This is a genomic window from Zoogloea sp. (genome assembly GCF_017302315.1).
Taxonomy (GTDB): Bacteria; Pseudomonadota; Gammaproteobacteria; order Burkholderiales; family Rhodocyclaceae; genus Zoogloea.
The window spans coordinates 1-21,931 of sequence record NZ_JAFLDT010000066.1; the positions used below are offsets into that span (position 1 = coordinate 1).

The 21,931-nt window shown below is 65.5% G+C and carries 19 protein-coding genes and 1 pseudogene; 6 read left to right on the forward strand and 14 right to left on the reverse strand.

Annotated features, from left to right (window positions below; all coding sequences use genetic code 11):
• A pseudogene (locus tag J0L98_RS16440) lies at nt 1–739 on the forward strand (hypothetical protein); the annotation flags it as partial.
• A 7-nt stretch (nt 740–746) separates the two neighbouring features.
• Here the strand turns inward: J0L98_RS16440 and J0L98_RS16445 are convergent.
• Together J0L98_RS16445 and J0L98_RS16450 are read right to left on the reverse strand one after the other, a co-directional pair.
• Nucleotides 747–1,622: a phosphoribulokinase gene (locus J0L98_RS16445; RefSeq protein ID WP_296412906.1), complete on the reverse strand. Its 876-nt coding sequence runs from the start codon at nt 1,620–1,622 to the stop codon at nt 747–749.
• Nucleotides 1,623–1,754: 132 nt separating this feature from the next.
• Nucleotides 1,755–2,561, reverse strand: a complete 807-nt coding sequence (locus tag J0L98_RS16450) for an inositol monophosphatase (RefSeq protein ID WP_296412907.1) — start codon at nt 2,559–2,561, stop codon at nt 1,755–1,757.
• 117 nt (nt 2,562–2,678) lie between these two features.
• Here J0L98_RS16450 and J0L98_RS16455 point away from each other — a divergent pair, with 117 nt between their 5' ends.
• From J0L98_RS16455 to J0L98_RS16475, 5 genes are all read left to right on the forward strand, one after another.
• Nucleotides 2,679–3,419, forward strand: a complete 741-nt coding sequence (locus J0L98_RS16455; RefSeq protein WP_296412922.1) for a 16S rRNA (uracil(1498)-N(3))-methyltransferase — start codon at nt 2,679–2,681, stop codon at nt 3,417–3,419.
• Nucleotides 3,412–4,899, forward strand: a complete 1,488-nt coding sequence (gene pap, locus J0L98_RS16460) for a polyphosphate:AMP phosphotransferase (protein ID WP_296412909.1) — start codon at nt 3,412–3,414, stop codon at nt 4,897–4,899. The genes J0L98_RS16455 and pap overlap by 8 nt, the downstream gene beginning before the upstream one ends.
• A gap of 57 nt (nt 4,900–4,956) precedes the next feature.
• Complete coding sequence (gene argA / locus J0L98_RS16465) at nt 4,957–6,309, forward strand: amino-acid N-acetyltransferase (protein WP_296408572.1); 1,353 nt, start codon at nt 4,957–4,959, stop codon at nt 6,307–6,309.
• Between the two features lie 92 nt (nt 6,310–6,401).
• Nucleotides 6,402–7,949, forward strand: a complete 1,548-nt coding sequence (locus J0L98_RS16470; protein WP_296412911.1) for a diguanylate cyclase — start codon at nt 6,402–6,404, stop codon at nt 7,947–7,949.
• A 77-nt stretch (nt 7,950–8,026) separates the two neighbouring features.
• Nucleotides 8,027–8,299, forward strand: coding sequence for an oxidative damage protection protein (locus J0L98_RS16475; RefSeq protein WP_296408570.1), 273 nt, complete (start codon nt 8,027–8,029; stop codon nt 8,297–8,299).
• Here J0L98_RS16475 and J0L98_RS16480 read toward each other — a convergent pair.
• From J0L98_RS16480 to J0L98_RS16535, 12 genes are all read right to left on the reverse strand, one after another.
• A complete protein-coding gene (locus J0L98_RS16480) occupies nt 8,278–8,643 on the reverse strand; it encodes an EscU/YscU/HrcU family type III secretion system export apparatus switch protein (protein WP_296412912.1) in 366 nt (121 codons plus the stop codon). The genes J0L98_RS16475 and J0L98_RS16480 overlap by 22 nt on opposite strands.
• Nucleotides 8,630–9,715, reverse strand: coding sequence for a flagellar hook-length control protein FliK (locus tag J0L98_RS16485; RefSeq protein WP_296412913.1), 1,086 nt, complete (start codon nt 9,713–9,715; stop codon nt 8,630–8,632). The genes J0L98_RS16480 and J0L98_RS16485 overlap by 14 nt, the downstream gene beginning before the upstream one ends.
• 27 nt (nt 9,716–9,742) lie before the next feature.
• The gene (locus J0L98_RS16490) at nt 9,743–10,087 is read right to left on the reverse strand and encodes a flagellar protein FliT (RefSeq protein ID WP_296408567.1); all 345 of its coding nucleotides are present in this window, start codon (nt 10,085–10,087) and stop codon (nt 9,743–9,745) included.
• 19 nt (nt 10,088–10,106) lie between these two features.
• Complete coding sequence (gene fliS, locus J0L98_RS16495) at nt 10,107–10,520, reverse strand: flagellar export chaperone FliS (protein WP_296408566.1); 414 nt, start codon at nt 10,518–10,520, stop codon at nt 10,107–10,109.
• A gap of 18 nt (nt 10,521–10,538) precedes the next feature.
• The gene (gene fliD, locus J0L98_RS16500; protein ID WP_296412914.1) at nt 10,539–11,933 is read right to left on the reverse strand and encodes a flagellar filament capping protein FliD; all 1,395 of its coding nucleotides are present in this window, start codon (nt 11,931–11,933) and stop codon (nt 10,539–10,541) included.
• Nucleotides 11,934–12,170: 237 nt separating this feature from the next.
• Nucleotides 12,171–12,560, reverse strand: coding sequence for a flagellar protein FlaG (locus J0L98_RS16505; protein WP_296412915.1), 390 nt, complete (start codon nt 12,558–12,560; stop codon nt 12,171–12,173).
• Between the two features lie 73 nt (nt 12,561–12,633).
• Nucleotides 12,634–13,458 carry a flagellin gene (locus tag J0L98_RS16510; RefSeq protein WP_296412916.1) on the reverse strand — a complete coding sequence of 275 codons (825 nt, stop codon included), beginning with the start codon at nt 13,456–13,458 and terminating at the stop codon, nt 12,634–12,636.
• 287 nt (nt 13,459–13,745) lie between these two features.
• Nucleotides 13,746–17,378 (reverse strand): glycosyltransferase, encoded by a 3,633-nt coding sequence (locus J0L98_RS16515; RefSeq protein ID WP_296412917.1) that lies wholly within the window; start codon nt 17,376–17,378, stop codon nt 13,746–13,748.
• A 7-nt stretch (nt 17,379–17,385) separates the two neighbouring features.
• Nucleotides 17,386–18,444, reverse strand: a complete 1,059-nt coding sequence (locus J0L98_RS16520) for an NAD(P)-dependent oxidoreductase (RefSeq protein WP_296412918.1) — start codon at nt 18,442–18,444, stop codon at nt 17,386–17,388.
• Between the two features lie 20 nt (nt 18,445–18,464).
• Entirely contained in the window at nt 18,465–19,556 is a 1,092-nt protein-coding gene (locus J0L98_RS16525; RefSeq protein ID WP_296412919.1) for an N-acetylneuraminate synthase family protein, read from the reverse strand.
• Nucleotides 19,557–19,567: 11 nt separating this feature from the next.
• A complete protein-coding gene (locus J0L98_RS16530; RefSeq protein ID WP_296412920.1) occupies nt 19,568–20,668 on the reverse strand; it encodes an FkbM family methyltransferase in 1,101 nt (366 codons plus the stop codon).
• Nucleotides 20,665–21,931, reverse strand: a 1,267-nt coding sequence (locus J0L98_RS16535; RefSeq protein WP_296412921.1) for a thiamine pyrophosphate-dependent enzyme, incomplete at its 5' end; no start/stop codon positions are given. The genes J0L98_RS16535 and J0L98_RS16530, both read right to left, overlap by 4 nt.

Sequence of the window (21,931 nt, forward strand, 5' to 3'; positions counted from 1 at the left end):
ACCCCCGGGGCCGGTGGTGACTGCGCCACCGCCCGCCGGCGGCAGTCTGGCGGCACCGACCGTGGCTGTTGCGACGGTGGCTGGCGGCGCGCTGGCGGGAGCTGCCCGTACTGCCACGGCGCCGGTGACGCCCGGCCCGACAGGGCCGAAGGTGCAGGCGGACGCCCCTCGGTCGGTGGAGAGCACGCCCTCCGATGCGAGGCCGGCTCCGGCGGCCGACGGGGTGCTGGTCGCGGGTGACACGACTTATCGTGGTGCCTTTGCCATCGTGTCAGCGAGCGGCGAGGTCAGCGGCACGGGGACGGTGGAGTGGGCCAATGGCGAGCGCTTTGCCGGCACGCTGGTGAAGGGGCGGCGCCAGGGCAAGGGCCGTTTCAGTTGGGCCAGTGGCCAGTGGTACGAGGGGGACTGGGTTGATGACCGGGCCACGGGCTACGGAATCATCCAGTTTCCGGGTGGCAACCGCTATGAGGGCGCCGTGCGGGATGGGGAGCCCGTCGGGCGCGGTACCCTGGTCTTTGCGTCGGGTGATCGCTACTCCGGTGAGTTCTCCCGGGGGCTCTTCCATGGCCAGGGCACTTACGCGTGGAAGAATGGCAACCGTTATGAAGGCGCCTGGGTGCTGGGCAAGAAGCATGGCCTGGGGCGCTTCTTCTGGGCCAGCGGGGAGGGCTGGGAAGGCGAATTCCGGGACGACATGAAGACCGATGTGGGCAAGGACATCGCCGCGGCCCGCTGAGCGTCCATCACACCCATTGGCGGCGGCGTTCCATGAGCTTCCAGATCAGTGGCGTGAGGATCAACTGCATGGCCAGGTCAAGTTTGCCCCCTGGCACCACAATGGTGTTGGCACGGCTCATGAAGCTGTCGTGGATCATGCGCAGCAGGTAGGGGAAGTCCACCCCCCGGGGATCCCGGAAACGGATGATCACCATGGATTCGTCGGCCGTCGGGATGTCCCGGGCGATGAAGGGGTTGGATGTGTCCACCATGGGCACCCGCTGGAAGTTGATGTGGGTGTGGGAGAACTGGGGCACGATGTAATGCACGTAGTCGTGCATGCGCCGCAAAATGGTTTCCTGCACGGCCTCAAGGGAATAGCCCCGTGTTCGCGTGTCCCGGTGGATCTTCTGGATCCACTCCAGGTTGGTGATTGGGACGACGCCGATCAGCAGGTCAGCGTGACGGCAGGTGTTGACCTTGTCGGTGATGACCGCGCCGTGCAGGCCTTCATAGAAGAGGCAGTCGGTGTCCGGGGGCAGGTCTTCCCAGGGGGCGAAGTCGCCCTGTCGCAGGCCCCGTCGGGCCGCTTCCTCGGCGTTGTGCAGGTAGTAGCGGCGCTTGCCGCAGCCCGACTCCCCGTAGGTGCGGAATAGCTGCTCCAGATCTTCGAGCAGGTTCGCTTCCGGGCCAAAGTGGCTGATGCCCCGCTGGCCCTTGCTCTCGGCTTCCATGATCAGGCGGCGGATTTCTTCGCGGGTATAGCGGTGGAAGCTGTCGCCTTCGATGATGGCCGCGTTGACCTTCTCGCGCCAGAAGATGCCTTCAAACGTATGCTTCACCGTGGTGGTGCCGGCCCCTGAAGAGCCGGTGACCACGATGATGGGGTGCTTCATGGACATGTCCGCTTCCCGAAGGTGAGTAGTTTTGGAGCAGGGCACGTGGAATGGCCTGGTCCAAAAGCACTCCGTCGCGGGAGCCGGGGCCTGGGTTGGTGATAGCAATAAACGCGCCGCTGGCGGATCGGTAGGCTCTCAGGAATGGGCGTGAAGCCAGGTTCGCCATTGCTCGAAGAGCCCGGGACTGGCGGCGGCAATGACCGAGCGCTTGATGGCCGGCCCCGCGGTGAGCGGCGTTCCACCCAGGGTGCTGTAGCTGCCACCCGCTTCTTCCAGGATCAGCCGTCCGGCGGCGTAGTCCCACAGCATCTGGCCGCCATGCAGATAGACATCGAGGCGGCCCGCGGCGACGTAGCACCATTCGAGGGCGCTGGAGCCGAAATTGCGCTGGGAATAATAGGGCGGGCGCACGGCAAGTTCATCGCCAAGGTGGTGGCTGATGCGCTTGAAGTCCACGCCGGCCACGGCCTCCTTGAGATGGGTCGCCGGCTGGCGCATGGGCAGGGGGAGGTCGTTGAGCCATGCGCCGGCGCCGCGGCCGGCATAGAAGGCTTCGTCCGTGACGGGGTTGTACACAACGCCGATCTGCGTCTTGTGATTGACCAGATAGGCGACGGCAACGCCGAAGAAGGGGATGCCGTTGGCAAAATTGGTGGTGCCGTCGATGGGGTCGATGACCCACAGGCCATTTACGCCCTCATGCCACACCCGGCCCTGTTCCTCGGCGGTCATCTCTTCGCCGAGCACCGGTGCCGGGAGAAGTCTGGGCAGGCAATCCACGAGGGCGGCCTGGGATGCCAGATCGGCTTCGGTCAGCACGCTGCCGTCGGCCTTCTGTTCGCGCACGGCACGCAAATAGCGGGGCAGGATGGTCTCGCGGGCCATCTTGCGGACCATTTCTGCCAGGGTGCGGGCGTATTCGAGGCGCTGGGCGCTGGTCATCGGCTGCTAGGGCGTTGGGGGCTACCGCTTTTACGGCAGACCCGGGCTGGGCTGAACAGCGGGCGCGGCCTGCGTTTCAGTCCCGTTAAGAGACGTGCTTTTGGCGATAATAGCATGATGAATCCTCGCTTCTTCTGCCCAGACGGGCTCGCGCCCGATAGTGAAATCCCACTGCCTGCGCCTGTAGCGCACCATGCTGAGCGCGTCCTGCGTCTTGTTGTGGGGGATGCGGTGGTCTTGTTCGACGGTCAGGGGGGCGAGTTTTCCGCCACCCTGACCGCCCTCGGGAAGCAGCCTGCGGCGCGTCTCGGGCCGCGTCTGCCCATTGAGCGGGAGTCGTCCCTGGCAATCACGCTGGTGCAGGCGCTGGCGAGCGGGGACAAGATGGACTGGGTTGTCCAGAAGGCGGTTGAGCTTGGCGTGATGGCGATCCAGCCGGTTGCGGCAGAACGCTCCGTGCTCAAGCTTGCCGGAGATCGGGCCGTCAAGCGGGTGGCCCACTGGCAGCAGATCGCCGTGGCGGCCTGCGAGCAATCCGGACGCAATCGGGTGCCGGTGGTGGGTGAGATCCTGCCCCTGTCCCGCTATCTGTCACTGCCGTTCGAGGGCACACGCCTGATTCTGGCGCCGGGGGCCGATGGGGCACTGGCCCGCAAGGCGGCGCCGTCGGGGCCCGTGTCGGTGTTCGTCGGACCCGAGGGGGGATGGTCGTCGGGCGAGCTGGATCTGGCCATGCGTGCCGGCTGCGCGCCCCTGGCCCTTGGGCCGCGGGTGTTGCGTACCGAGACGGCGGGCTTGGCTGCCTTGGCGGCCTTGCAGACCCTTTGGGGTGATTTCCCGGGAGAGGGCGATGTTTGAATCTGCGGAGCTGGGCCACCGGCTGTCAAAGACGGACTACGAGTTGATTGAGCCTGATCTGCGCACGCATCTTCTCAATGCCCAGTTCGAGTTGCTGGAGAAGAAAGGTTTCGCCACGGTCGTCCTGATCAACGGCATCGATGGTGCCGGGCGAGGCGAGACGGTCAACCTGCTCAACGAATGGATGGACCCGCGTCACATCGAGGTCCATGCCTTCGACAAGCCCTCCCAGGAGGAGTGTGAGCGTCCTTTCCTGTGGCGTTTCTGGCGAGCTCTGCCACCCAAGGGCAAAATAGGCATTCTCTTCGGCAACTGGTATTCGGAACCGATCAGTGACCGGGCTTTCGGGCGCATCAAGAAAGCGCGCCTTGACCAGCGCCTGTCCGAACTGAACCGTTTCGAAGCCATGCTCGCCGCTGAAGGGGTGCTGCTGGTGAAGTTCTGGTTCCACCTCTCCCGAGCGGGGCAGAAGAAGCGCCTCAAAGCCCTGGAAGCGAACCCCGACACCCGCTGGCGGGTGCGCGACGCGGACTGGTTGTTCTATGAAGAATACGAGCGCTACCGGGAGGTCGCCGAGCACGTGCTGCGCCGTACCAGCACAGGCCTTGCTCCGTGGGTGATCGTGGATGGTTCCGATCCGAATTATCGGGCGGTTCAGGTGGGTCAGACCCTGCTCGACAGCATACAGCGCAAGCTTGACGCCCTTGGCAAGGGTTATCGGCAGCGGGTGACCGCGCCGCCGATCCCTGCCCGCGTGGATCAGCGCAACCTTCTCAATGCGCTGGTCTTGGACCAGCCCCTGGACAAGAAAGCGTATGAGACGCAGCTTGAAAAACTGCAGGGGCGTCTGGCGCTGGCGGTGCGCAGTGAGGCCTTTGCGCGACGCAGTCTGGTGCTGGTGTTTGAGGGGATGGATGCGGCGGGTAAGGGCGGTGCCATCCGTCGTGTCACGCAGGCCCTGGATACCCGTCAGTATGCGGTCATTCCCATTGCGGCCCCGAGCGACGAGGAGCGTGCCCAGCCCTACCTCTGGCGTTTCTGGCGGCGCTTGCCGCGGGAGGGAAAGGTGGCCATATTCGACCGTTCCTGGTACGGCCGGGTGCTGGTTGAACGGGTGGAGGGCTATTGCTCCGAGGCCGACTGGATGCGCGCCTACGCCGAGATCAACGATTTCGAGGATCAGCTGGTGTCAGCCGGGACCATCGTGCTCAAGTTCTGGCTGTCGGTGAGCAGTGATGAGCAGCTCCGGCGTTTCAAGGCCAGGGAAGCGGAGGCCTTCAAGCGTTACAAGATCACCGCGGAGGATTGGCGCAATCGGGAAAAATGGCCCGCCTACGAGCCCGCCGTGTGCGACATGATCGACCGGACCAGCACCGAGAACGCGGCCTGGATCCTCGTCGAAGCCGACAACAAGTACTTTGCACGGGTCAAGATCCTCACCGAGCTTGTCGAAAAACTGGAAAGTGCAATCAGGAAATGAAGGACATCTGACTCTAAAATGCAAACCCCTGCCGCCCCGGCTGTTCCGGAAACAAGCGTGACTATCCCTTCCCCTGTGTCTGCCTCCGGGCAGGCAGACCATCTTTCCCAGCGATTCGTGGCCTGGGTACGGGCTGCGGCACCCTATATCCATGCCTTTCGCGGCAAGACCTTCGTGCTCGGTTTTGGAGGCGAGGTGGCGGCTGGCGAACTGGCCCAGACGCTTGCCTATGACTGCAACCTGCTGGCAGCCCTCGGTGTGCGCCTCGTGCTGGTGCATGGTGCCCGCCCGCAGATTGAGGCAGAGCTTGACCGCCGTGGCCTGAGCCCGCGCTATCACAAGGGGCTGCGGGTAACCGATGCGGCGGCGCTGGAGTGTGTCAAGGCGGCCATGGCGGTGACTCGCATCGAGGTGGAGGCCCTGCTTTCCCAAGGCCTGCCGAACACGCCGATGGCCGGTAGTTTCATGCGCGTGACGGGCGGCAATTTCGTCACGGCCAAGCCGGTGGGGGTGGTGGATGGGGTGGATTACGGCTTTACGGGCACGGTGCGCAAGGTGATCGCAGAAGAGATCGCCGCGGATCTGGATCAGCAGAACGTCGTGCTGATGTCGCCGCTGGGTGTTTCGCCTGCCGGCGAGATCTTCAACATGAGCATGGAGGCCGTGGCCGAGGCCGTGGCGATTGCCCTCAAGGCCGAGAAGCTCATCTACCTGTGCGACGCGCCGGGTCTGCTCGACAGCAAGGGCGGCCTGATCGAGGCCATCACCGCAGACGATGCGGAAGCGAAGCTGAAGACAGGCGAAGGGATGACCGAGGATCTCGACCTCTACCTGCCCTGCGCGATCCGCGCAGTGCGCCAGGGCGTCGGCCGCGCCCATCTGATTGATCGGGACAAGGATGGAGGGTTGTTGCTGGAGTTCTTCACGCCCCAGGGGGTGGGAACAGTGCTGACCCGCGACCCTCTCTTCCGCTTGCGGGAGGCGACGATCGAGGATGTGGGCGCCTTGGGGAGCGTCATCGCCCCCATGGAGGCGGACGGTACCCTGGTGCGCCGCAGCCGCGAGCGCCTGGAGGAGGAGATCGAGCGCTTCACGGTGGTCGATTACGATGGCGTGCTGGTCGGGTGTGCCGCGCTGTATCCCTTCATCGATGAACGGGCGGCGGAGATGGCGTGCGTCGCCGTGGTGCCGCAGCATCGCCGGGCCGGGCTCGGCGAGATGCTCCTGCGACGGATGGAAAGCCGCGCCAGGGCGCTGGGGGTGGAGCGCCTGTTCGTGCTTACCACGCGCACGGCAGACTGGTTCCGGGAGCGGGGCTTCCGGGAGGCGCCGCCTGAGGACCTGCCCCGTCAGAAGCGGGAGATGTACGATGTGAGCAGGCGTTCAAAAGTGTTCATGAAGACTCTGTGAAATCCCTACTGACAGTTTTCCCCGTTCGCCTGCCGATCGCCGCGCTGGGGTTGCTTACGGCCGGGCCTGCCTTGGCGGCGCTTCCGGAGAGCATGGCTTCGCCCGTGGCGACGGCCGTCGCGGGCAGTGTCATGATGCTCGGGCTGGCGGGTGTGGTCTATGTCCTGCTCCTGCGCCAGCGCATTGCCCGAATGACTGCCGAGCTTGCCGGGGCGGGGGCTGCCGGAGGCGGTCCGGGTGCTTGCACCGACGGCGGTGGCGGTGACAACCGGGATTGCTATTTCCGGTTTGCCGCCGAGTCGGGTGGCGCCATTGAGGGGTGGATTGATCCGACCGGCAAGCTCTACTGGATCAATCGTGCCGTCGAAATTTCCACCGGGTATTCGCCTGAGGAGGTGCTGGCCGGTGATTTTATCGACGTCCTTGTATATGAGAAGGATCGCCGGTACTGCCGTGATCAGGTGCGGCAAGTGCTGCAGACCGGGGGGGCTGCCGAATCCGAATTGAGGATGCTCACGAAGTCCGGGGGGCAGGTCTGGATGTCCTGCCGCTGGCAGCCCATTCGTGATGAGAGCGGCACGCTCCTCGGCTTGCGTGTTTCGATGAACGACGTGCAGGCCCGCAAGGAGGCCGAATACAAATTGCTCGAGTCGGTGGCGGCCCTGCGCCGTGCCCAGGCCTTGTCCGAGCACTATCTGCGCCGCAGCAACGAGGAGCGTTCGCGTCTGTCGGCGCTGCTCGACGTGGTGCGCATGGGTATCCTCTTCATGGATACGGATCGCCGGGTGGTGTATTGCAACCGGGCGCTTTTCAGCATCTGGGGCCTGCCACCGGGTGACGGCTTCGTTGGTGTGCGGGACGTGGTCCTCCATCAGCACATCGTGCAGTTCCTCAAAGATCCCCAGGCTTACCAGGGCCACGTGGCCGAAGTGTTGAAGCGGCATGAGCCCAGCGAACCTTTCGAGATCCATTGCAAGGACGGCCGGGTCGTGAGGGAGTTTTCGCGGGTGGTGCCGGGGCCTGACGGCGCGGGTGAGATTGGCCGCATCTGGGTGTTCGAGGATGTGACCGAGCAGCTCCGGGTGGCCGAGCAGTTGATGTGTCTGGCCGAACGTGACCCCTTGACCAACCTTTACAACCGTCGTCGCTTCCACGAGGAGCTTGAGCGCATGCTGGCCGACGCGCGCCGCCACGGCGAGTCGGTGGGGCTTCTGGCCATCGACCTGGATGGCTTCAAGCCGGTCAATGACCTTTATGGGCATCAGGCCGGCGATGAAGTGCTGATTGGTCTGGCCAATGCGGTGGGGGCCGTGGTGCGGCGCAACGAGATGTTCTTCCGGATGGGCGGCGACGAATTTGCCATTCTGGTGCCCATCGCCACCGCCCAGGGCCTCTCCGAGCTGGCTCGCCGCGTATGTGTGTGTATCGCCAGCCTGCGCTTTGCCTTCTCGGGGGAGTCGGTGGCCGTTACTGCGAGCATTGGCATCGCCCTCGGGCCGCGCCACGACAACGACGGCGAGCGCCTGATCGGTGCTGCTGACCGGGCCATGTATGTGGCCAAGGCCCTTGGCGGAAATTGCTGGGAGTTCGCCCGCGAGTCGAATGCCGGGCTGCTGGATCGTACTTCTCCGGCGGGCTAGAATCCGGAGGTGTCTCGGGCGGCCCCGGGCTGGTTCGCTGATGGCCGTGCGGGCTTCCCAACTCTAGAGGTAATAAAATGGCACGGATGGTCAATTGTGTGAAACTCGGCCGTGAGGCTGAAGGTCTTGATTTCCCCCCCCTTCCCGGCGAGCTCGGCAAGAAGGTCTTCGAGAACGTCTCCAAGGAGGGGTGGCAGCAGTGGGTCAAACACCAGACCATGCTGATCAACGAGAATCGTCTCAATCTGATGGATGCCCGGGCCCGCAAGTATTTGGCGGAGCAGCTGGAGCGCTACTTCTTCGGCGGCGGCGCCGACCAGATCGGCGGCTATGTGCCGCCGGCGTCCTGATTCGACGTCGGCCCTTTGCCTGACGGCCCCGGTTGTTGCGGGGCCGTTTTTACGGGTATGCCGGTCCGGGATCCCTGCTCCAGGCTGTACAACCAGGCCAGCAGCTCAGCGACCGCGACGTACAGTTCGGGGGGAATGCGGGCATCCAGATCCACCTGCATCAGCAGCGCCACCAGCTCGGGTGACTCGTGTACATAAACACCGGCTTCGTGCGCCCGGGAAATGATCTCCGCCGCGATCAGGCCGCGCCCCTTGGCGACGACCGTCGGGGCGGCGTTGCCGGCGTTGTAGGCCAGGGCAACTGCCTCCGCGCGGGGTTCGATGGGGCGTTCAGGGCTGTTCATCGGGCACCGTGAGCTCGGCCACCATGCCGGTGAGCGGCACATTTGCGGCATCCAGTGCCTCTGCCAGGCGGGGCTGACCGGCAATGAGGATGTCGCGACTGCGGGCCTCATCTGCGATGAGCCGGACGGCGACCCCGGCCGGTGTCAGGTGCAGGCGTGCTTCAATGCCGCCCATGCCGGGCAGTGTCAGGCGCAGAGTCGTATTCCAGTTGGGTTCGGGGTCGCCGTCATCCTCGCCGGCGCGACCGCTCGGGTCCTCGATTTCCCACTCCATCTGCTGCCCGGGCCAGATCTGCCCCTGCCATACAACCTGGTGGGTTGCGAGCGTGTCGAGCTGTTGATGGACCAGCGGCAGCAGGCGTTCGGCAACGGGCGCAGAGTCGTGCGACCTGGACGAGCTCGTGGTCACGGTCGAGGTGGTGCCGGAGCCCGCGGTCTCATCGGAGCCGTTGGAGGCGACGAGCCCACCGCTGGCCTCCTGGCGTGCGCTTACTTGACCCTGGGGTTCCTTCTGCAATGCGGCGGTGCTCAGGTGTCCGGAGAGCCAGCGGGTTTGGTGGGATTCGTAGAACAGTCCGCTCTCGCTTACCGCAGTGCCCAGTCGGGCAGCCAGTTGGGCTGTGGCGGCCGCGGTCTGGGGGGCGGACGGTGCCAGCGCTTCACCCCCGTTCAGAGGCGTGGCTCCGGGAGACGGCTGACCGGTCAGTAGAAAACTGATGAGTTTGCCGGTCTGGCTGAGGGCCGGTTTGTCGGAGGGGAGCGCGGCTGGATTGGCCAGACTGGCGAAGACGGCCCGCTGGGTGACCTCGTTGACGATCAATTCGAGGGTGTCACCTGCCTTGACGGACTGGGGCAGTGAAAGGACCACCTCACGGCCATTGACCCTGCCTTGAAAAGTCTGGTCCTTGTTGATGTTCTGGAGTGTGGCGGTGATGCGTTCGCCCGGGGTGAAGTTCGGCAGTTCTGCGGGTATGGCCCGGGCGCGGGCCAGGGGCGCAACGTTCTGCTCACCCGAGAAGAAGCTCGCCTCGGTAAGCATCCGCAGGCGAGCCGCAAGATCCCCGGGAATCATGGTGTGCTTGCCCGCGCGGGGCGGCGGTCAGCCGATCTCGGGGTCGCCGTAGGCCACGCGCACGTTGCGCTGGCGCACACCGCCCGAGAGCAGCTGGCGCACGTTGTCCATCCAGGGGTCGGTGTGGACGCGGACTTCCTTGTCGTCGTCGAGGATCCGCCGAATCAGGGCTACCTTCTTCTTGCGTTCCTCTTCCGACATCTGCCGTGGGCGGCCCGGGAAGCCCAGTGCCTCTTCGACACCAAGCCGGTCACGCAGGGAGGCTACCTGCCGCTCCAGGCGGGTCAGGCGATCCCAGTCATTTGCCCGCGCCGCATCCACCATTTCAGTGGAGTAGGCGCTCATCTGTTGAAGAAGGGCGAGGGAGCTCATGCAATATTCTCCGGCGATCTTAGCGGTTGGCCTGGTCGTAGGTGCCGATTTCTTCCCAGGCGCCTTTCAGTTCGTTGAGCAGCCGCGCGACCTCGTCCAGGGCGGGCCGGCTGTTGTTCAGGTTGGCGTAGAGGAGACGCTGCGTCATGTAATCGTATAGGGCGCCGAGGCGCTCTGCCAGTTCGCCCCCTGCCTCGTAGTCAAGGCTCACCTTGAGCCCATTGGTGATGATCTCGATAGCCTTGGAAGTGGCGGTCCCCTTGGTGGGAATGTCCTTGTTGTCCATGGCGATGCCGGCGGTACCGATCTGCAGCAGTGCGCCTTCGAAGAGCATCAGGATGAGTTTGTGCGGATCTGCAGTGGAGACCCCGGTCTCCACGCCGACTTCGGCATAGACTGAGGCGGCGCGGCGGGTGGCGAGGCCAAACGACATCTTGTTCTCCGGTCGGGGTTAGTTGCTTGCCATGTTGCTGAGGATGGACAACTGCTGGGTGAGATAGCTGCTGGTTGTGTTCATGCTCGTCATGGTTTTATCCAGGGCAGTGAATTGGGCCCGGTAGGTCTTTTCGATCATCGTCAAGCGGGTGTTGAGCGCTTCAATACGCTTGTCGAGGTTCTTGATGCTGGAGTTCAGGCCGTCGGTGCGGCTGGCGATGACCCCGCCCGTTCCAAGCAAGTTGGTGGTGGTGGTCTTCATCGCGTCGCCGTAGGCGCCGAGTGCCGTGGCCACCGCAGTGAAGTTGCTGCTGACGGCCTTGTCGAATTTGGTGGAGTCGAGCTTCAGACTGCCATCAGTCTGGAAGGAGACACCCATGTCAGCCAGGGTCTTGACCGCGTTGGTGTTGAGGCTGGCGGGCGTGTTGGTGACGGCACCCCGGACCTGGGACTGGATGGTGCGCAGGGACGCGTCGCCGTTGAGCACTGCGCCGGTCTTGGTGCTGGCGTTGTAGGCACCGAGACTCTTCACCGATGAGTTCAGGGTGTTGTAAGCGCTGATGAAGCTCTCGACCTTGGTCTTCAGTTCCGAGTTGTCACGGGTGACGGTCAGACTGGTCGAGCCCGTTTTCGTCAGCTGGAGGGTGATTCCGTCAACCGCATCGGTAATCGTGTTGCCCTTGGTGGCGATGGAGACGCCCTGGATCTTCACCGCGGCATCCGTGGCGGCCTGGGTTTCGGCGAAGGCGCTGGAGGCGGCAATGGGGCTACCCGGTGCGCCGGGGTCGATGAAGGTGGCGGTGCCTGACAGGCTGACCGCTGCGGCGGTTCCACCGGTCGTTGCGGTGAGCAAAAGGTTCTGCTTGCCGCTCGTGTCCGTCACGATTGTCGCGTTGACGCCGGCCTCAGCCTTGTTGATGGCGTCGCGGACACCGGCAAGGGTGTTCTGGCCGCTTTCCAGGGTGATGTTGACTGGCGTGCCTCCCTTGGTGACGGTCAGGGTACGGGTGCTGTCCGCGCCGAAATCAATCACCGGGTCGCCCGCCGAGTAGGTCTTTCCCAGGGCCAGGCGCTGGTTGGTGGCGAGGGCGGTGACTTCGACGGAGTAGGTTCCGGCAACGGCGGTGTTGCCGGCAGTGACGGTGCCGATCGTCGAATCGGCAAGGCTTGCCTTATAAGCGGAAAAAGCTGCCGTCGCACTTTGGCCGATTGCCGGTGTGAGCGCCTTGGCTGCCGTCTGCAGGGCCGACAGGCCGCTCTTGAGGGTTCCGAGCGCGGAAATCTTCGACTGGAAGCTGGTCTGCTGGCTTTGCAGCTTGGTGACCGGCTGCTTTTCAATGGACATCAGGCCGCTGATTAACGACTCGACCGACAGTCCCGAACCAATGCCAGCGGAAGAAAGGCTTGCCATGATGTACCCCTGTGGTGCTTCGTTGCTACTGGTTTCGATTACGGCAGTGGCTCAACAAACTTGAGGCCCTTGCCGGGAATGCAGTCATTATGCATGGACTGTGCCAGTCTGCTTTGCGTCGCGTCGGTTCGTGGGGTCGACCGGTGACGATGGGAAAAAAATCCCACCGCGGGGTGGGATCAATGTTGCCAGGGGAGGGGCTGGCAGCGGATATCGACGCCCCGCCGGGGCGTGGCTTCAGGCTTGCTGCTTGACCAGCAGACCCTGCAGTTTGTCCAGCGCCTTGGCGATGTCGATGACCTCTTCAGACGGAATCTGGCGGATGACCTTCTTGGATTCGGTGTCAATGACCTTCACGACCGTCACGCCGATGTCTTCGTCAATGGAGAACTGCAGACTGTTGGCGGTCTGCTTGATCACGTCCTGAATCTGCTTGACGGCCTGTGTCAGTTGCTCGCTGCTTGGTGGGGTTCGGGGCGGGGGCTGGGTGGTGGCGGCTTGTTGGGCACGGGCTGCCTCGGGAGTGGCCTCCGCCGTACGTACTGCGCCAGCGCCGGTGTTCTGGGCAGGGGGCTGTACGGGGGGCGCGTATTGCGTGCTGCTCGCGCCGACGGACTGGATGCTCATGATGTTCTCCCGGTTGTGCGACCGGCGCCGCGCCGGTCAGGGTGCGGCGCCTGCCACGTTTTCTCGAAGCGCCTTACTGCAGCAGGGACAGCACGTTGTTTGGCATGCTGTTGGCCTGGGCCACCATTGCGGTGCCGGCTTGTTGCAGGATCTGGCCGCGGGTCATGTTCGCGGTTTCCTGGGCAAAGTCGGCATCCATGATGCGGCCACGGGATGCCTGGGCATTTTCGGACGCAACTTGCAGGGTCTGGACGACCGAGCTGAAGCGGTTTTGCACCGCACCCCAAGTGGCGCGAGCAGTGTTGAGGTTGTTGAGCTGGGTGTCGATGCTCGCAATCGCTGCGGTGGCTGCGCCCACGCTGGAAACACTGCCGGTCACCGCGGCCGACACGCCGGACAGCGATACTGCACTACCCTGCACGCTGATCGTATCGGTGGTCGCGGTGCCCGCGCCAACCTGGAAGGTCACGGCGGAGGAAAGGTTAAGTACGTTCTGGCCGTTGAAGGTGGTGCCGCCCACAACGCGCTGGATTTCCTGCTGCAGTTGCTGGAATTCGGTATTCAGGTTGGCCTGGTCGCCAGAGGTGTAGGTGCCGTTGGCTGCCTGCACGGCCAGTTCGCGCATCCGTTGCAGGTTGTCAGTCACCGCCTGCATGGCGCTTTCAGCGGTCTGCGCCATGGAGATACCGTCGTTGGCGTTGCGGATCGCCACGTCAAAGCCTCTGGCCTGGGAGTTCATGCGGTCGGCAATTGCCAGACCTGCCGCGTCGTCCTTTGCGCTATTGACGCGAAGGCCGGAAGACAGGCGCTGCACCGAAGTGGCTAGGCTGGCCTGGGAGGTGGAAAGATTGCGTTGTGCATTCAGCGACATCGCGTTGGTGTTGATAGTGGCAGCCATTTTGGTTCTCCTTAAGTCCGTTCAAGATAAGCGTTTAGGCTTAACTTTGGTTCGCCTTGCCCGGTATGTGTAAGGCAACCGCCGTTGAGATCATTAACGGGAAGTGCCGGAAGGACTTTAGAAAATTGTTGACTTTTTTCATTTTTTATACTTAGCCAAGCCGTTGGCGGATTACCGCTTGGCCTCAGATAGCGGCCCGAAAAAACAAAGCTTTAGGCCGAAAGTCGCGAATTTGCAGGGTTTTTGGCCGGTTATCCATATGCTTTCAGGCTAGAGCACGTCCGCCTTCATGGCCCGTAGGCGGCAAACCAGCTTGCTGCGTGGCTTTCGAGGATGAAGCCGTCGGCGACCCAGCGCTGCAGGTTCAGGCCGGCGGCGCGGAGGGCATCGGGCTCGGCGAGCTGTTCCCGGATGGCGGCAATCCACTTTTGCGGATCGTTGGGCAGACGGGTGACCGGGGCGTTCTGGTAAGGGTGAATGTCGGTGCAGATGACCGGCCAGCCCATGGCGCCGTATTCAAGGAGGCGCAGGTTGCTCTTGCACTCGTTGAAGGCATGGATCTCGAGCGGGGCGATGGCCAGATCCAGGTCGAGCCGGGCCAGGGCCTGCGGATAGAGCCGGAAGTCCTGCACGAAGCCGTGGGATTCCCTCACGAAGGGTTTGAGTGGCTCCGGACACATGCCCATGAAGATCCAGTCCACCTCGTCAGCCAGGGCTTCGACAACGCCATAGATGAGTTCCAGATCACCCAGGTGCTGCTGGGCGCCGGCCCATCCGACCCGGGGCTTCTTGTGCGGAAGACGGGGCGGCGTCACATCACCCCACAGGGCGCCTTCCAGGCAATTGGGCATGATCCGGATGTCGCCCACCATGTCAACACAGATGTCGGCCAAGGGGCCGGTGCTGACCACCAGACGGTCGGCCATGCCCAGGGTGCGGCGCAGGCGTGGCCGGGCATCCTTGAAGCCGGACTTGTAGAAGGAATTCTTTTTCGGTAGCGCGGTGATCAGGTCGTCGATGGTAATGATGCGTTTCACCTGCGGGGTGTAGCGGGCGTAGGCTTCGAGGGCATCGGTCTGGGGGTCGTCGAGGGGCTGATGCAGGATGATCGAATCGGGCGCGGCGCGGGCCAGTTCAATGGGAGACAGGATGCGTACTGAAAAGGCCTGGGGCGGTTCGCAGATCATTGTCTGAGCAAGGCCGGCCTGGCCGATCGCGCGCAGGGGCGCGCGCAGGCGGTATTCGCCGGCTCCGCCGGTGAGAGGTACGCCGAGGATGCGCGGCCGGTCGTGGAAATGGGTGTCCCAGTCGATGGGGGCGACGTGTTCCGGCTTGAAGGCGTCGGCAAGGCTCAGGTTGCGGTTGTAGGCCGGGTCGTTGGCAAGGCGTGGCAGCCAGCGCTGCAGCAGCCGGTCGTTGGCGTCGAGCGCAGCGAGGAGATCGGTCAGGGCGCCCTCCGGCTTGCGCTGGCGGGCCTTGAGGGAGATCGCGTCGTAGTGCACGAGCATGGCGTAGGGCGTCCACACCACCTTGAGCCCGGCGTCGGCGCTGCGCAGGCACAGGTCGAGGGCGCTGTGGACGAGGGGGAAGCGCTCGCTGTCCATGCCGCCCAGTTGCTTGAACAGGCTGCACCGTACCAGCAGGGCCGAACCGCTTACAGCGCTCAGGTTCTGGTCGCACAGGGCGCGGCCCATGTAGCCCGGGTCGGTGATCTCCGCGTCGTTGTTCCACACGCTTGCGGCGGTGCCGCGCAGGCCGAGGATCCAGCCGGCCTGTTGCACCTTGGCGGTTTCCGGGTAGGTGAGGCGCGGCCCGACGATGCCCACATCCGGACGGCAGGCCAGGGACATCATGCGGTCCAGCCAGTCGTCCTGAACGATGTGGGTGTCGTTGTCGAGGAAGAGCAGGTAGTCACCCCGGGCGGCGGCGGCTCCGGTGTTGGCACCGAGGGCGTAGCTGAAGCTGCCCGGGCAGGCGACGACGCGGGCCCGGTCGATCCAGGGGGCCGTGCTGCCCAGTTGTGCGAGGAACTGGCGGGCGTCCGGGTCGGTGCTGTCGTTGTCCACCACCACCACTTCGTAGTGGGGGTAGCGGGTACGGGTGGCGATGCTCTCGAGCAGGGGACGCAGGTACTCTTCCCGGTCACGGGTCTGGATGATGATGCTGACCAGCGGCGCCTCACGCCAGCGGTACTCCACGCGGCGGGTGCCAAACAGGGCGCCGTCATGGATGAGCGCATCGAGTCCGCGGCGTGTCAGGTGGTCGGCCAGGGCGGCCCGCTCGGCGTCGGGCACCATCGCCCGGCGTGACTGGCGGGAGAGATGCACCAGCATCTGGCTGATATGGCCGATGGCGGCCTCGCCGGCATGGTCGAGGGTACGCAGGCTGAGATCATAGGTCTCGGCGCCAGTGTGCCCGCCATAGCGGCCGGCGGCCAGGAAGGTCTGCTTCTCCACGAACACCAGGCAGCCGAAATAGGCCTGGGCGCGCAGCAGGTCCAGGTTGAAATCGGGCTTGAACAGGGGCTGGTTGAAGCTGCCGTCCCTGTCGCGGGTGTCCTCGTCGCAGTAGATGAGGCGCCAGTCGGGGCGGTGGTTGATGTAGTCGGCGATGACCTGCAGGGCGTGGGGCTCAAGGGTAACGCCCGGTTCGATGCGGGCCAGCCACGTGCCCGGCGAGGCGGCGGCCATTTCGTCGATGACGTAGTCGATATGGGCCGGGTCACGTACGGACAGCCACTGCAGGTTGGGGATGTCGGCCAGGCCGTCCGGCGTGGGCAGGGCGGTGACGACCGTCAGCATCCATTCGGGATAGAGCTGGGCGGCCAGGCTGTCGAGGGTGTCGGCAAGGAGGCTCTCTTCACCCGGATTCAGGGCCAGCAGCAGGTGCAGGCCGGGGCGCCGGGTCCATTTGAGGACCATGCGTTCGGCGAGGAGCTGGGCGTCGATTTCCTGCAGGCTCTGGCGCTTGCGCCACACGGCGTAGGTTTGCCGGGCCTCGGCTGCGGCCGGGGTTTCGGCGGGTTGCCCGGAGACGTCGCTGACCGGCATGGCCTGGGTGGTGGCGACAAAGTGGTCGAGCTGGCTCCAGAAGCGTGCCTCCGCCGCCTGGTAGGCGTCCCACATCTTTCCGACGCTGCTGCGGGCAAAGGCGACTTCTTCCGGCGAGTCGTTCAGGGCGATCCCGTTGCGACCGATCTCGGCCTCGCTCAGGGCGACACCATTGAAGAAGGGCGACGGGAGGATCACGGCCGGGCAGCCGCACAGGGCCGCCTCGGCGGCGATGGCGGTGGACTCGAAGCAGTACACCACCTCACTGCGGCGCAGCAGCTCGGCCAGGGCTTCGTGGCTTTCGGGCCAGCTATAGGTGATCAGGGTGGCTTCGGCGGCCAGCTTGGGGTACTGGGACAGGGCGGCCTGATGGCGGCCCGGGTAGAGCAGGCTGCCGCTGCGCTGGTGGTCGTAGGGGTTGTCCCGGTTGTTGAAGATGGCGGTATCGATGGGCGGCAGGAACAGGATGTTCTGCGGGTCTGCGCCGTCCGGCAGCGCATTGAGGCCGAAGCCGAAGATGAGCTCGGTTTCCGCATGGACGCTGTCGCCCCCCAGCAATCCGGCCCGGTTGAGCACGTAGCGCACCACCGAGGCCGCCTTGCGTGGGTTGCCGGGGACAACTTCGGGATAGACGACGATGGGCTCACGGCCGGCGGCCTTGTGGCGTTCGATGAGCTCGGGCGTGACCAGCGGGGTGTTGAGGGCCGGGTTGGTTTCGGTCGGGTAGACGTAGGCCTCCTCACCAATGCTGTTGAGGGCATGGCACAGCAGGTGCAGGACCCGGATGCCCGCCGACGTGCGCCGATAGGCCGGTGCATCAATGTAGTACGGGCGGCGGGGGGCAGAAAAGAGTTGGCGCATGGCGGTCATCGACTGCTCAGGGTTGCGATACGGGAGAGGCGCATTCCGCCGTCAGGCGGATGGCCTCCTCCAGGGGCGTCCAGGCGTCCAGCGCCAGTTCATGGCGCGCCCGCTGGATGGAAGGGATGTAGCGGTTGCGCCCGGCCTTGTCGTCATGGCCGCAGGCGATATGGACGGCTGCTGCGGGGGCCAGGGTGTCGCGCACCTGGCGGGCCAGCTCGGCGATGGACAGGGCCTGGTCGGCGCCGACGTTGTAGGCCCGGCCATGCTGTCCCCGCAGCAGGAGGGTCAGCAGCCAGATGGCCAGATCGGCGCCGTAGAGGTAGCTGCGCAGGGGGCTGCCGTCACCGCTGACCTGGATGGTCCGGCCAGCCAGGGCGTCGCGGATGAAGTTGCCGATGGCGAAGTGGCCGTCCAGGGGCAGGGTGGCGCCCACGAAGGCGAAGCAGCGGGCGACCGGAATGGCGATGCCATGCTGCTGGCCGTACTGCAGGCACCACTGCTCGGCGGCGCGCTTGGCCTCGCCGTAAGCGCTGCCCGGATGCAGGGCGTCGCAGGCAAAGGCCGCGTCTTCGGGAACGTGTGCCACATCGGCAGGCTGTCGGCCATACACGGCGCCGGAGCTTACGTAGAGGGTGCGGCGCACGCCGGCTTCCCGGGCCCGTTCGAGGGTGTGACGGGTGCCGAGCAGGATGTCGTCCATGATCGCCAGCGGGTGGCGATGGGCGGCGGCGTCGGTGTCGGTGGCGGCGTGGATCAGCAGGTCGGCGGGGGGGAGGGCGCTGAAATCCTTGATGTCGCCCTGCTGCCAGTCCAGCCAGGGGGCGTCGGCGAAGAAGGGGGCGTGCGTCATGAAGGCTGTGGGCGAGCGGGACAGCACGCAGACCTTCAGCGCCACGCCCTGGCGGTGCAGCAGGTCGAACAGGCTCAGCAGCCAGTAGCCGAAGAAGCCCGTTCCTCCGGTCACGAAGATCCGCTGCCCGTGGAGGCTGCGGGTATCCAGGTGATCCAGCAGCGCCCCGAGACGGCCGTGGACGGCAGGGCAGGCGGGGGAGGGGAGCAGGGCGCGTGACATGGCGTCAGAGCTGCGAAGGCTTACAGGCCGCGGCTGTAGATGAGCTTGCGCAGGGATTCGTTCTGGGAATACGGGCTGTCCACGTCGTCGATCTCCAGGGGCGAGTCCTTGCTGACGGGGCGGGTCAGCTTGAGGCCGTTCATGGTTTCGCGGCAGGACAGCTGGCCCTTCTGCAGGGGGATGGCCAGGTAGAAGTCGTCCTCCAGGTTCTGGTGGTGCAGCTCGTAGCCGGCGGGGAGGTCGCGCTTGGCGTAAACACCACGGACCAGCCCGTCCAGGTATTCGGTTTCCTTCTTTTTGGGCACGCGCTTGGCGGTGCCGGTGCCGCCGCACATCTCCACCGCCTTGTGGAAGGCCTTGAACCATTGGTCGATCTGGTGGGGCAGGGAGCAGTAGGGCGACACGGGGATGCCGTCCTCTTCCACGTCGATGTGGCGCTCCCAGGTGCGGGCGCCCTTGGCGTAGGAGAGCAGCATCGACGACGTCCAGTCGTGGTACTCGTGGGTGGACAGGCCGATGACGTTCTTCGGATAGCGCTGGCGCAGGAAGTCGATCTGGTTCAGCTCCAGCTCGTCATCCTCGCTCGGGTAGATGGAGACGCAGTGGTTCACCGCCAGCGGGATGTTGCGGTTGGCGAAGAAGGTCACCATGTCGTCGATGTCCTTCTGGGTGGAGCCGCCGGTGGACACGATCACCGGTTTGCGCGTCTCGGCGATGCGCTCGATCAGGAACCAGTCGTTGATGTCGGAGCTGGCGATCTTGATGATGGGCAGGTCGAGCTCTTCACACAGGTCCACCGAGGCCTCGTCGAAGGCGGTGGCCATGGGGATGCAGTTGCGCTCCTTGATGGCCTTCACCAGGGTCCGGTACTCGGCCTTGCTGAGCCGGGTGGCCTCGGTCTTCTTGACGTAGCGGATGTCCTCGCGGCCGCGGAAGTCCTTGTGGATGAAGTGGTCCACCTCGCGGAACTGCAGTTTGATGGCCGCTCGCACGTTGTTGAAGCGCACCACCTGCGCAAAGTCGTTGACGATGCGCAGCCCGCGCTCGAGGCGCCCCCAATGGTTGTTGGCGAGTTCGAGGATGAACAGGTTTTCGAAGATGGCGTTGCTCATGATGTGGGACCTCAGTAAGCGTAAAAGACCGCGTCGAAGGAGTTGTGGGCGTGGATCCGGAAACGCAGCCGGTAGTCGAGATCAAGGCTGGAGATCCAGGCAGGGATGCGCCACAGGTCGTCGCGGCGGTGATAGCCGGCGATGGCGAGGACGGGGCGGTTGCGACGGATGAGGGCTTCGGCACCGGCCAGGGCCTCCATCTCATGCCCCTCCACGTCGAGCTTCAGGTAACCCACCCGGGCGTTGGGCAGGCAATCGTCAAGGCGCAGCACCTGGATGTGGCTGTTGCCTTCTCCGCCCAGGGTGCTGGCTTCGCCGTGACCGCCGGAGAACGCCAGGCTGGCATTCACCGAGGACACGCCGCAGGGCAGGCAGGTGACCGGTACGCCCAGGCCCCGGGCCCGCTCGGCGAGGAGCGGGAAGTTGGCCGGGTCGGGTTCGAAGGCCCAGGCTTCGTGTAAGGGCAGGTAGCGCTGCGCCTCGGCCAGGGTGTCGCCGTTGTAGGCGCCCGCATCCACGAAGCCCAGCGGGGGGTGGGCGAGGCCGGTGAGGAAGTCGGGGAAGTACTGGGGGCCGGAGACGGGGGCGGTGGGGATGCCCCGGGTCTGCCCCAGCCGGTAGCGCAGGATGGCGGTGAGGAAGGCGCGGCTGGGTTCATCCTCGAGCAGGGCGAAGCTGGCGTGCAGTTCGGACGCGTGGGCAGCGTAGCCCTGCCGCTCGTCCAGCCAATAACGCCAGCCCATGCCGCCGCCGAGGGCTTCGAAGTACTGTTGGGGCAGCAGGACGCGGGAGAAGCCTGCGGCTTCGCAGGCGGAAGCCAGGGCCGCGTGATCGGCGCCGGGTTCGCGATTGAATACGCCGATCCACAGCGGCAGGCTGGTCCAGCCGCCGGGGAGGGCCGTGAGGGGGGCCACCGGGCAGTCGGCAAACCGGGACGCCTCGCCGCGGGACACGACGAAGCCCCGCACCGTGATGCCCAGGCCGACGAGGGCGGCGTGGAGATCCCGGGCGAAGCTGCCGCAGCCGAAGATCAGCACGCCATCCCGGCGTGCGTCCACCAGGGCGGCGCCGGCGTCCTCGAAGCTCAGGGACGGAAAGCCCGCGGTGCTCACGCGCCGGCTCCACCCGTCCAGGCGCGGAGGCTGCGCGCCTCGGCACGCACCGCGGCCAGCTCGGCCGGGGGCAGGAAGGGGAACATGTCGTCCAGCTCGGGGGTAGCAAAGCCCCCCTCGGGCAGGGCGCGGGATTTGATCCGGGGTTCGAAGCCAGGGGCCGGGTCCACCCGGGCGGCGATGAGGGTCGGGCCGCGGCGCGCCAGGGCCGCGTCCAGGGCCGGCAGGTCGGCCGGGGTGCTGACGCTGACGGCATCCAGGCCGTAGGCGGCAGCCACCCGGGCAAAGTCGGGAAACTCAACCCCCGAGGCGGGGGTGGCGCCGACGATGCGGCCGAAGAAGTTCTCGTGGGTCTGGCGGATGGACAGGTAGCCGCCGTTGTCGATCAGCACGATGAGCACGTCCAGGCCCAGAGTCTTGAGGGTCTGCAGTTCCTGAATGTTCATCTGCAGGCTGCCGTCGCCGGCGAAGCACACCACCCGGCGGCTGCCGGCGGCCCGGGCGGCGCCGATGGCGGCGGGCAGGTCGTAGCCCATGGAGGCGGAGCCGGAGTTGCTGAACATGCGCTGGCCGGCCTTCAGGCGGCCCACCTGGAAGGGCAAGATGCAGGCCGAGGCGTTGCCGCAGACCACGATGTCGTCGTCGCGCAGCTGGTCGAAGATGCGTTCCACCAGGGCGTAGGGGTGGAGCTGGGGGCTGTCGGTGGGGGCGCCGCCGATGGGGTAGCGGGCACGGATGTCCCGGCACCAGGCGGACCAGGGGCGGACATCCGGCAGGCCGTTGGCACAGGTGGCGGCGAGGGCGTCGATGAACAGCCGGGCGTCGCAGGCCAGGCGCAGATGGGGCTGGACGAAGGGCTTGGCCAGCTCGGCCGGGTCCACGTCAATCTGGGCGATGAAGGCGTCCTTGGCGAAGCTGTCCCAGTTGTAGCTCACCTGGCGGATGTTGAGCCGGGAGCCGATGACGATCACGCAGTCGGCGTTCTGGGCGCAGAAGTTGCCGGCGCGGGTGCCGATGGTGCCCGGGCGGCCGGCGAACAGGGGGTGGTCGCTGGCGATGAGGTCGTGGGTCCAGGCTGTCGCCACCGGAATGCCGTGGGCTTCGGCAAAGGCCAGCAGGGCGCTGCCGGCGCCGGCCAGGCGCACGCCCGTACCGGCGATGATCAGGGGGCGGTGGGCCTTGCGCAGTTTTGCGGCAATCTGTCGGCAGGCGTCGTCCAGATCGGCGGGGGCCTGGGGGGCCGGGGCGGTGAAGGCAGGCCGG

Bases quoted from the DNA above. Each gene is read 5' to 3' on its own strand.
- J0L98_RS16520 (WP_296412918.1), bottom strand. From the start codon at position 18,444: ATGTCACGCGCCCTGCTCCCCTCCCCCGCCTGCCCTGCCGTCCACGGC.
- fliD (WP_296412914.1), bottom strand. From the start codon at position 11,933: ATGGCAAGCCTTTCTTCCGCTGGCATTGGTTCGGGACTGTCGGTCGAG.
- J0L98_RS16475 (WP_296408570.1), top strand. From the start codon at position 8,027: ATGGCACGGATGGTCAATTGTGTGAAACTCGGCCGTGAGGCTGAAGGT.
- J0L98_RS16450 (WP_296412907.1), bottom strand. From the start codon at position 2,561: ATGACCAGCGCCCAGCGCCTCGAATACGCCCGCACCCTGGCAGAAATG.
- fliS (WP_296408566.1), bottom strand. From the start codon at position 10,520: ATGTCGTTTGGCCTCGCCACCCGCCGCGCCGCCTCAGTCTATGCCGAA.
- J0L98_RS16470 (WP_296412911.1), top strand. From the start codon at position 6,402: ATGGCTTCGCCCGTGGCGACGGCCGTCGCGGGCAGTGTCATGATGCTC.
- J0L98_RS16525 (WP_296412919.1), bottom strand. From the start codon at position 19,556: ATGAGCAACGCCATCTTCGAAAACCTGTTCATCCTCGAACTCGCCAAC.
- J0L98_RS16505 (WP_296412915.1), bottom strand. From the start codon at position 12,560: ATGAGCATCCAGTCCGTCGGCGCGAGCAGCACGCAATACGCGCCCCCC.
- J0L98_RS16480 (WP_296412912.1), bottom strand. From the start codon at position 8,643: ATGAACAGCCCTGAACGCCCCATCGAACCCCGCGCGGAGGCAGTTGCC.
- J0L98_RS16455 (WP_296412922.1), top strand. From the start codon at position 2,679: ATGAATCCTCGCTTCTTCTGCCCAGACGGGCTCGCGCCCGATAGTGAA.
- pap (WP_296412909.1), top strand. From the start codon at position 3,412: ATGTTTGAATCTGCGGAGCTGGGCCACCGGCTGTCAAAGACGGACTAC.
- J0L98_RS16510 (WP_296412916.1), bottom strand. From the start codon at position 13,458: ATGGCTGCCACTATCAACACCAACGCGATGTCGCTGAATGCACAACGC.
- J0L98_RS16490 (WP_296408567.1), bottom strand. From the start codon at position 10,087: ATGAGCTCCCTCGCCCTTCTTCAACAGATGAGCGCCTACTCCACTGAA.
- J0L98_RS16515 (WP_296412917.1), bottom strand. From the start codon at position 17,378: ATGACCGCCATGCGCCAACTCTTTTCTGCCCCCCGCCGCCCGTACTAC.
- J0L98_RS16445 (WP_296412906.1), bottom strand. From the start codon at position 1,622: ATGTCCATGAAGCACCCCATCATCGTGGTCACCGGCTCTTCAGGGGCC.
- J0L98_RS16485 (WP_296412913.1), bottom strand. From the start codon at position 9,715: ATGATTCCCGGGGATCTTGCGGCTCGCCTGCGGATGCTTACCGAGGCG.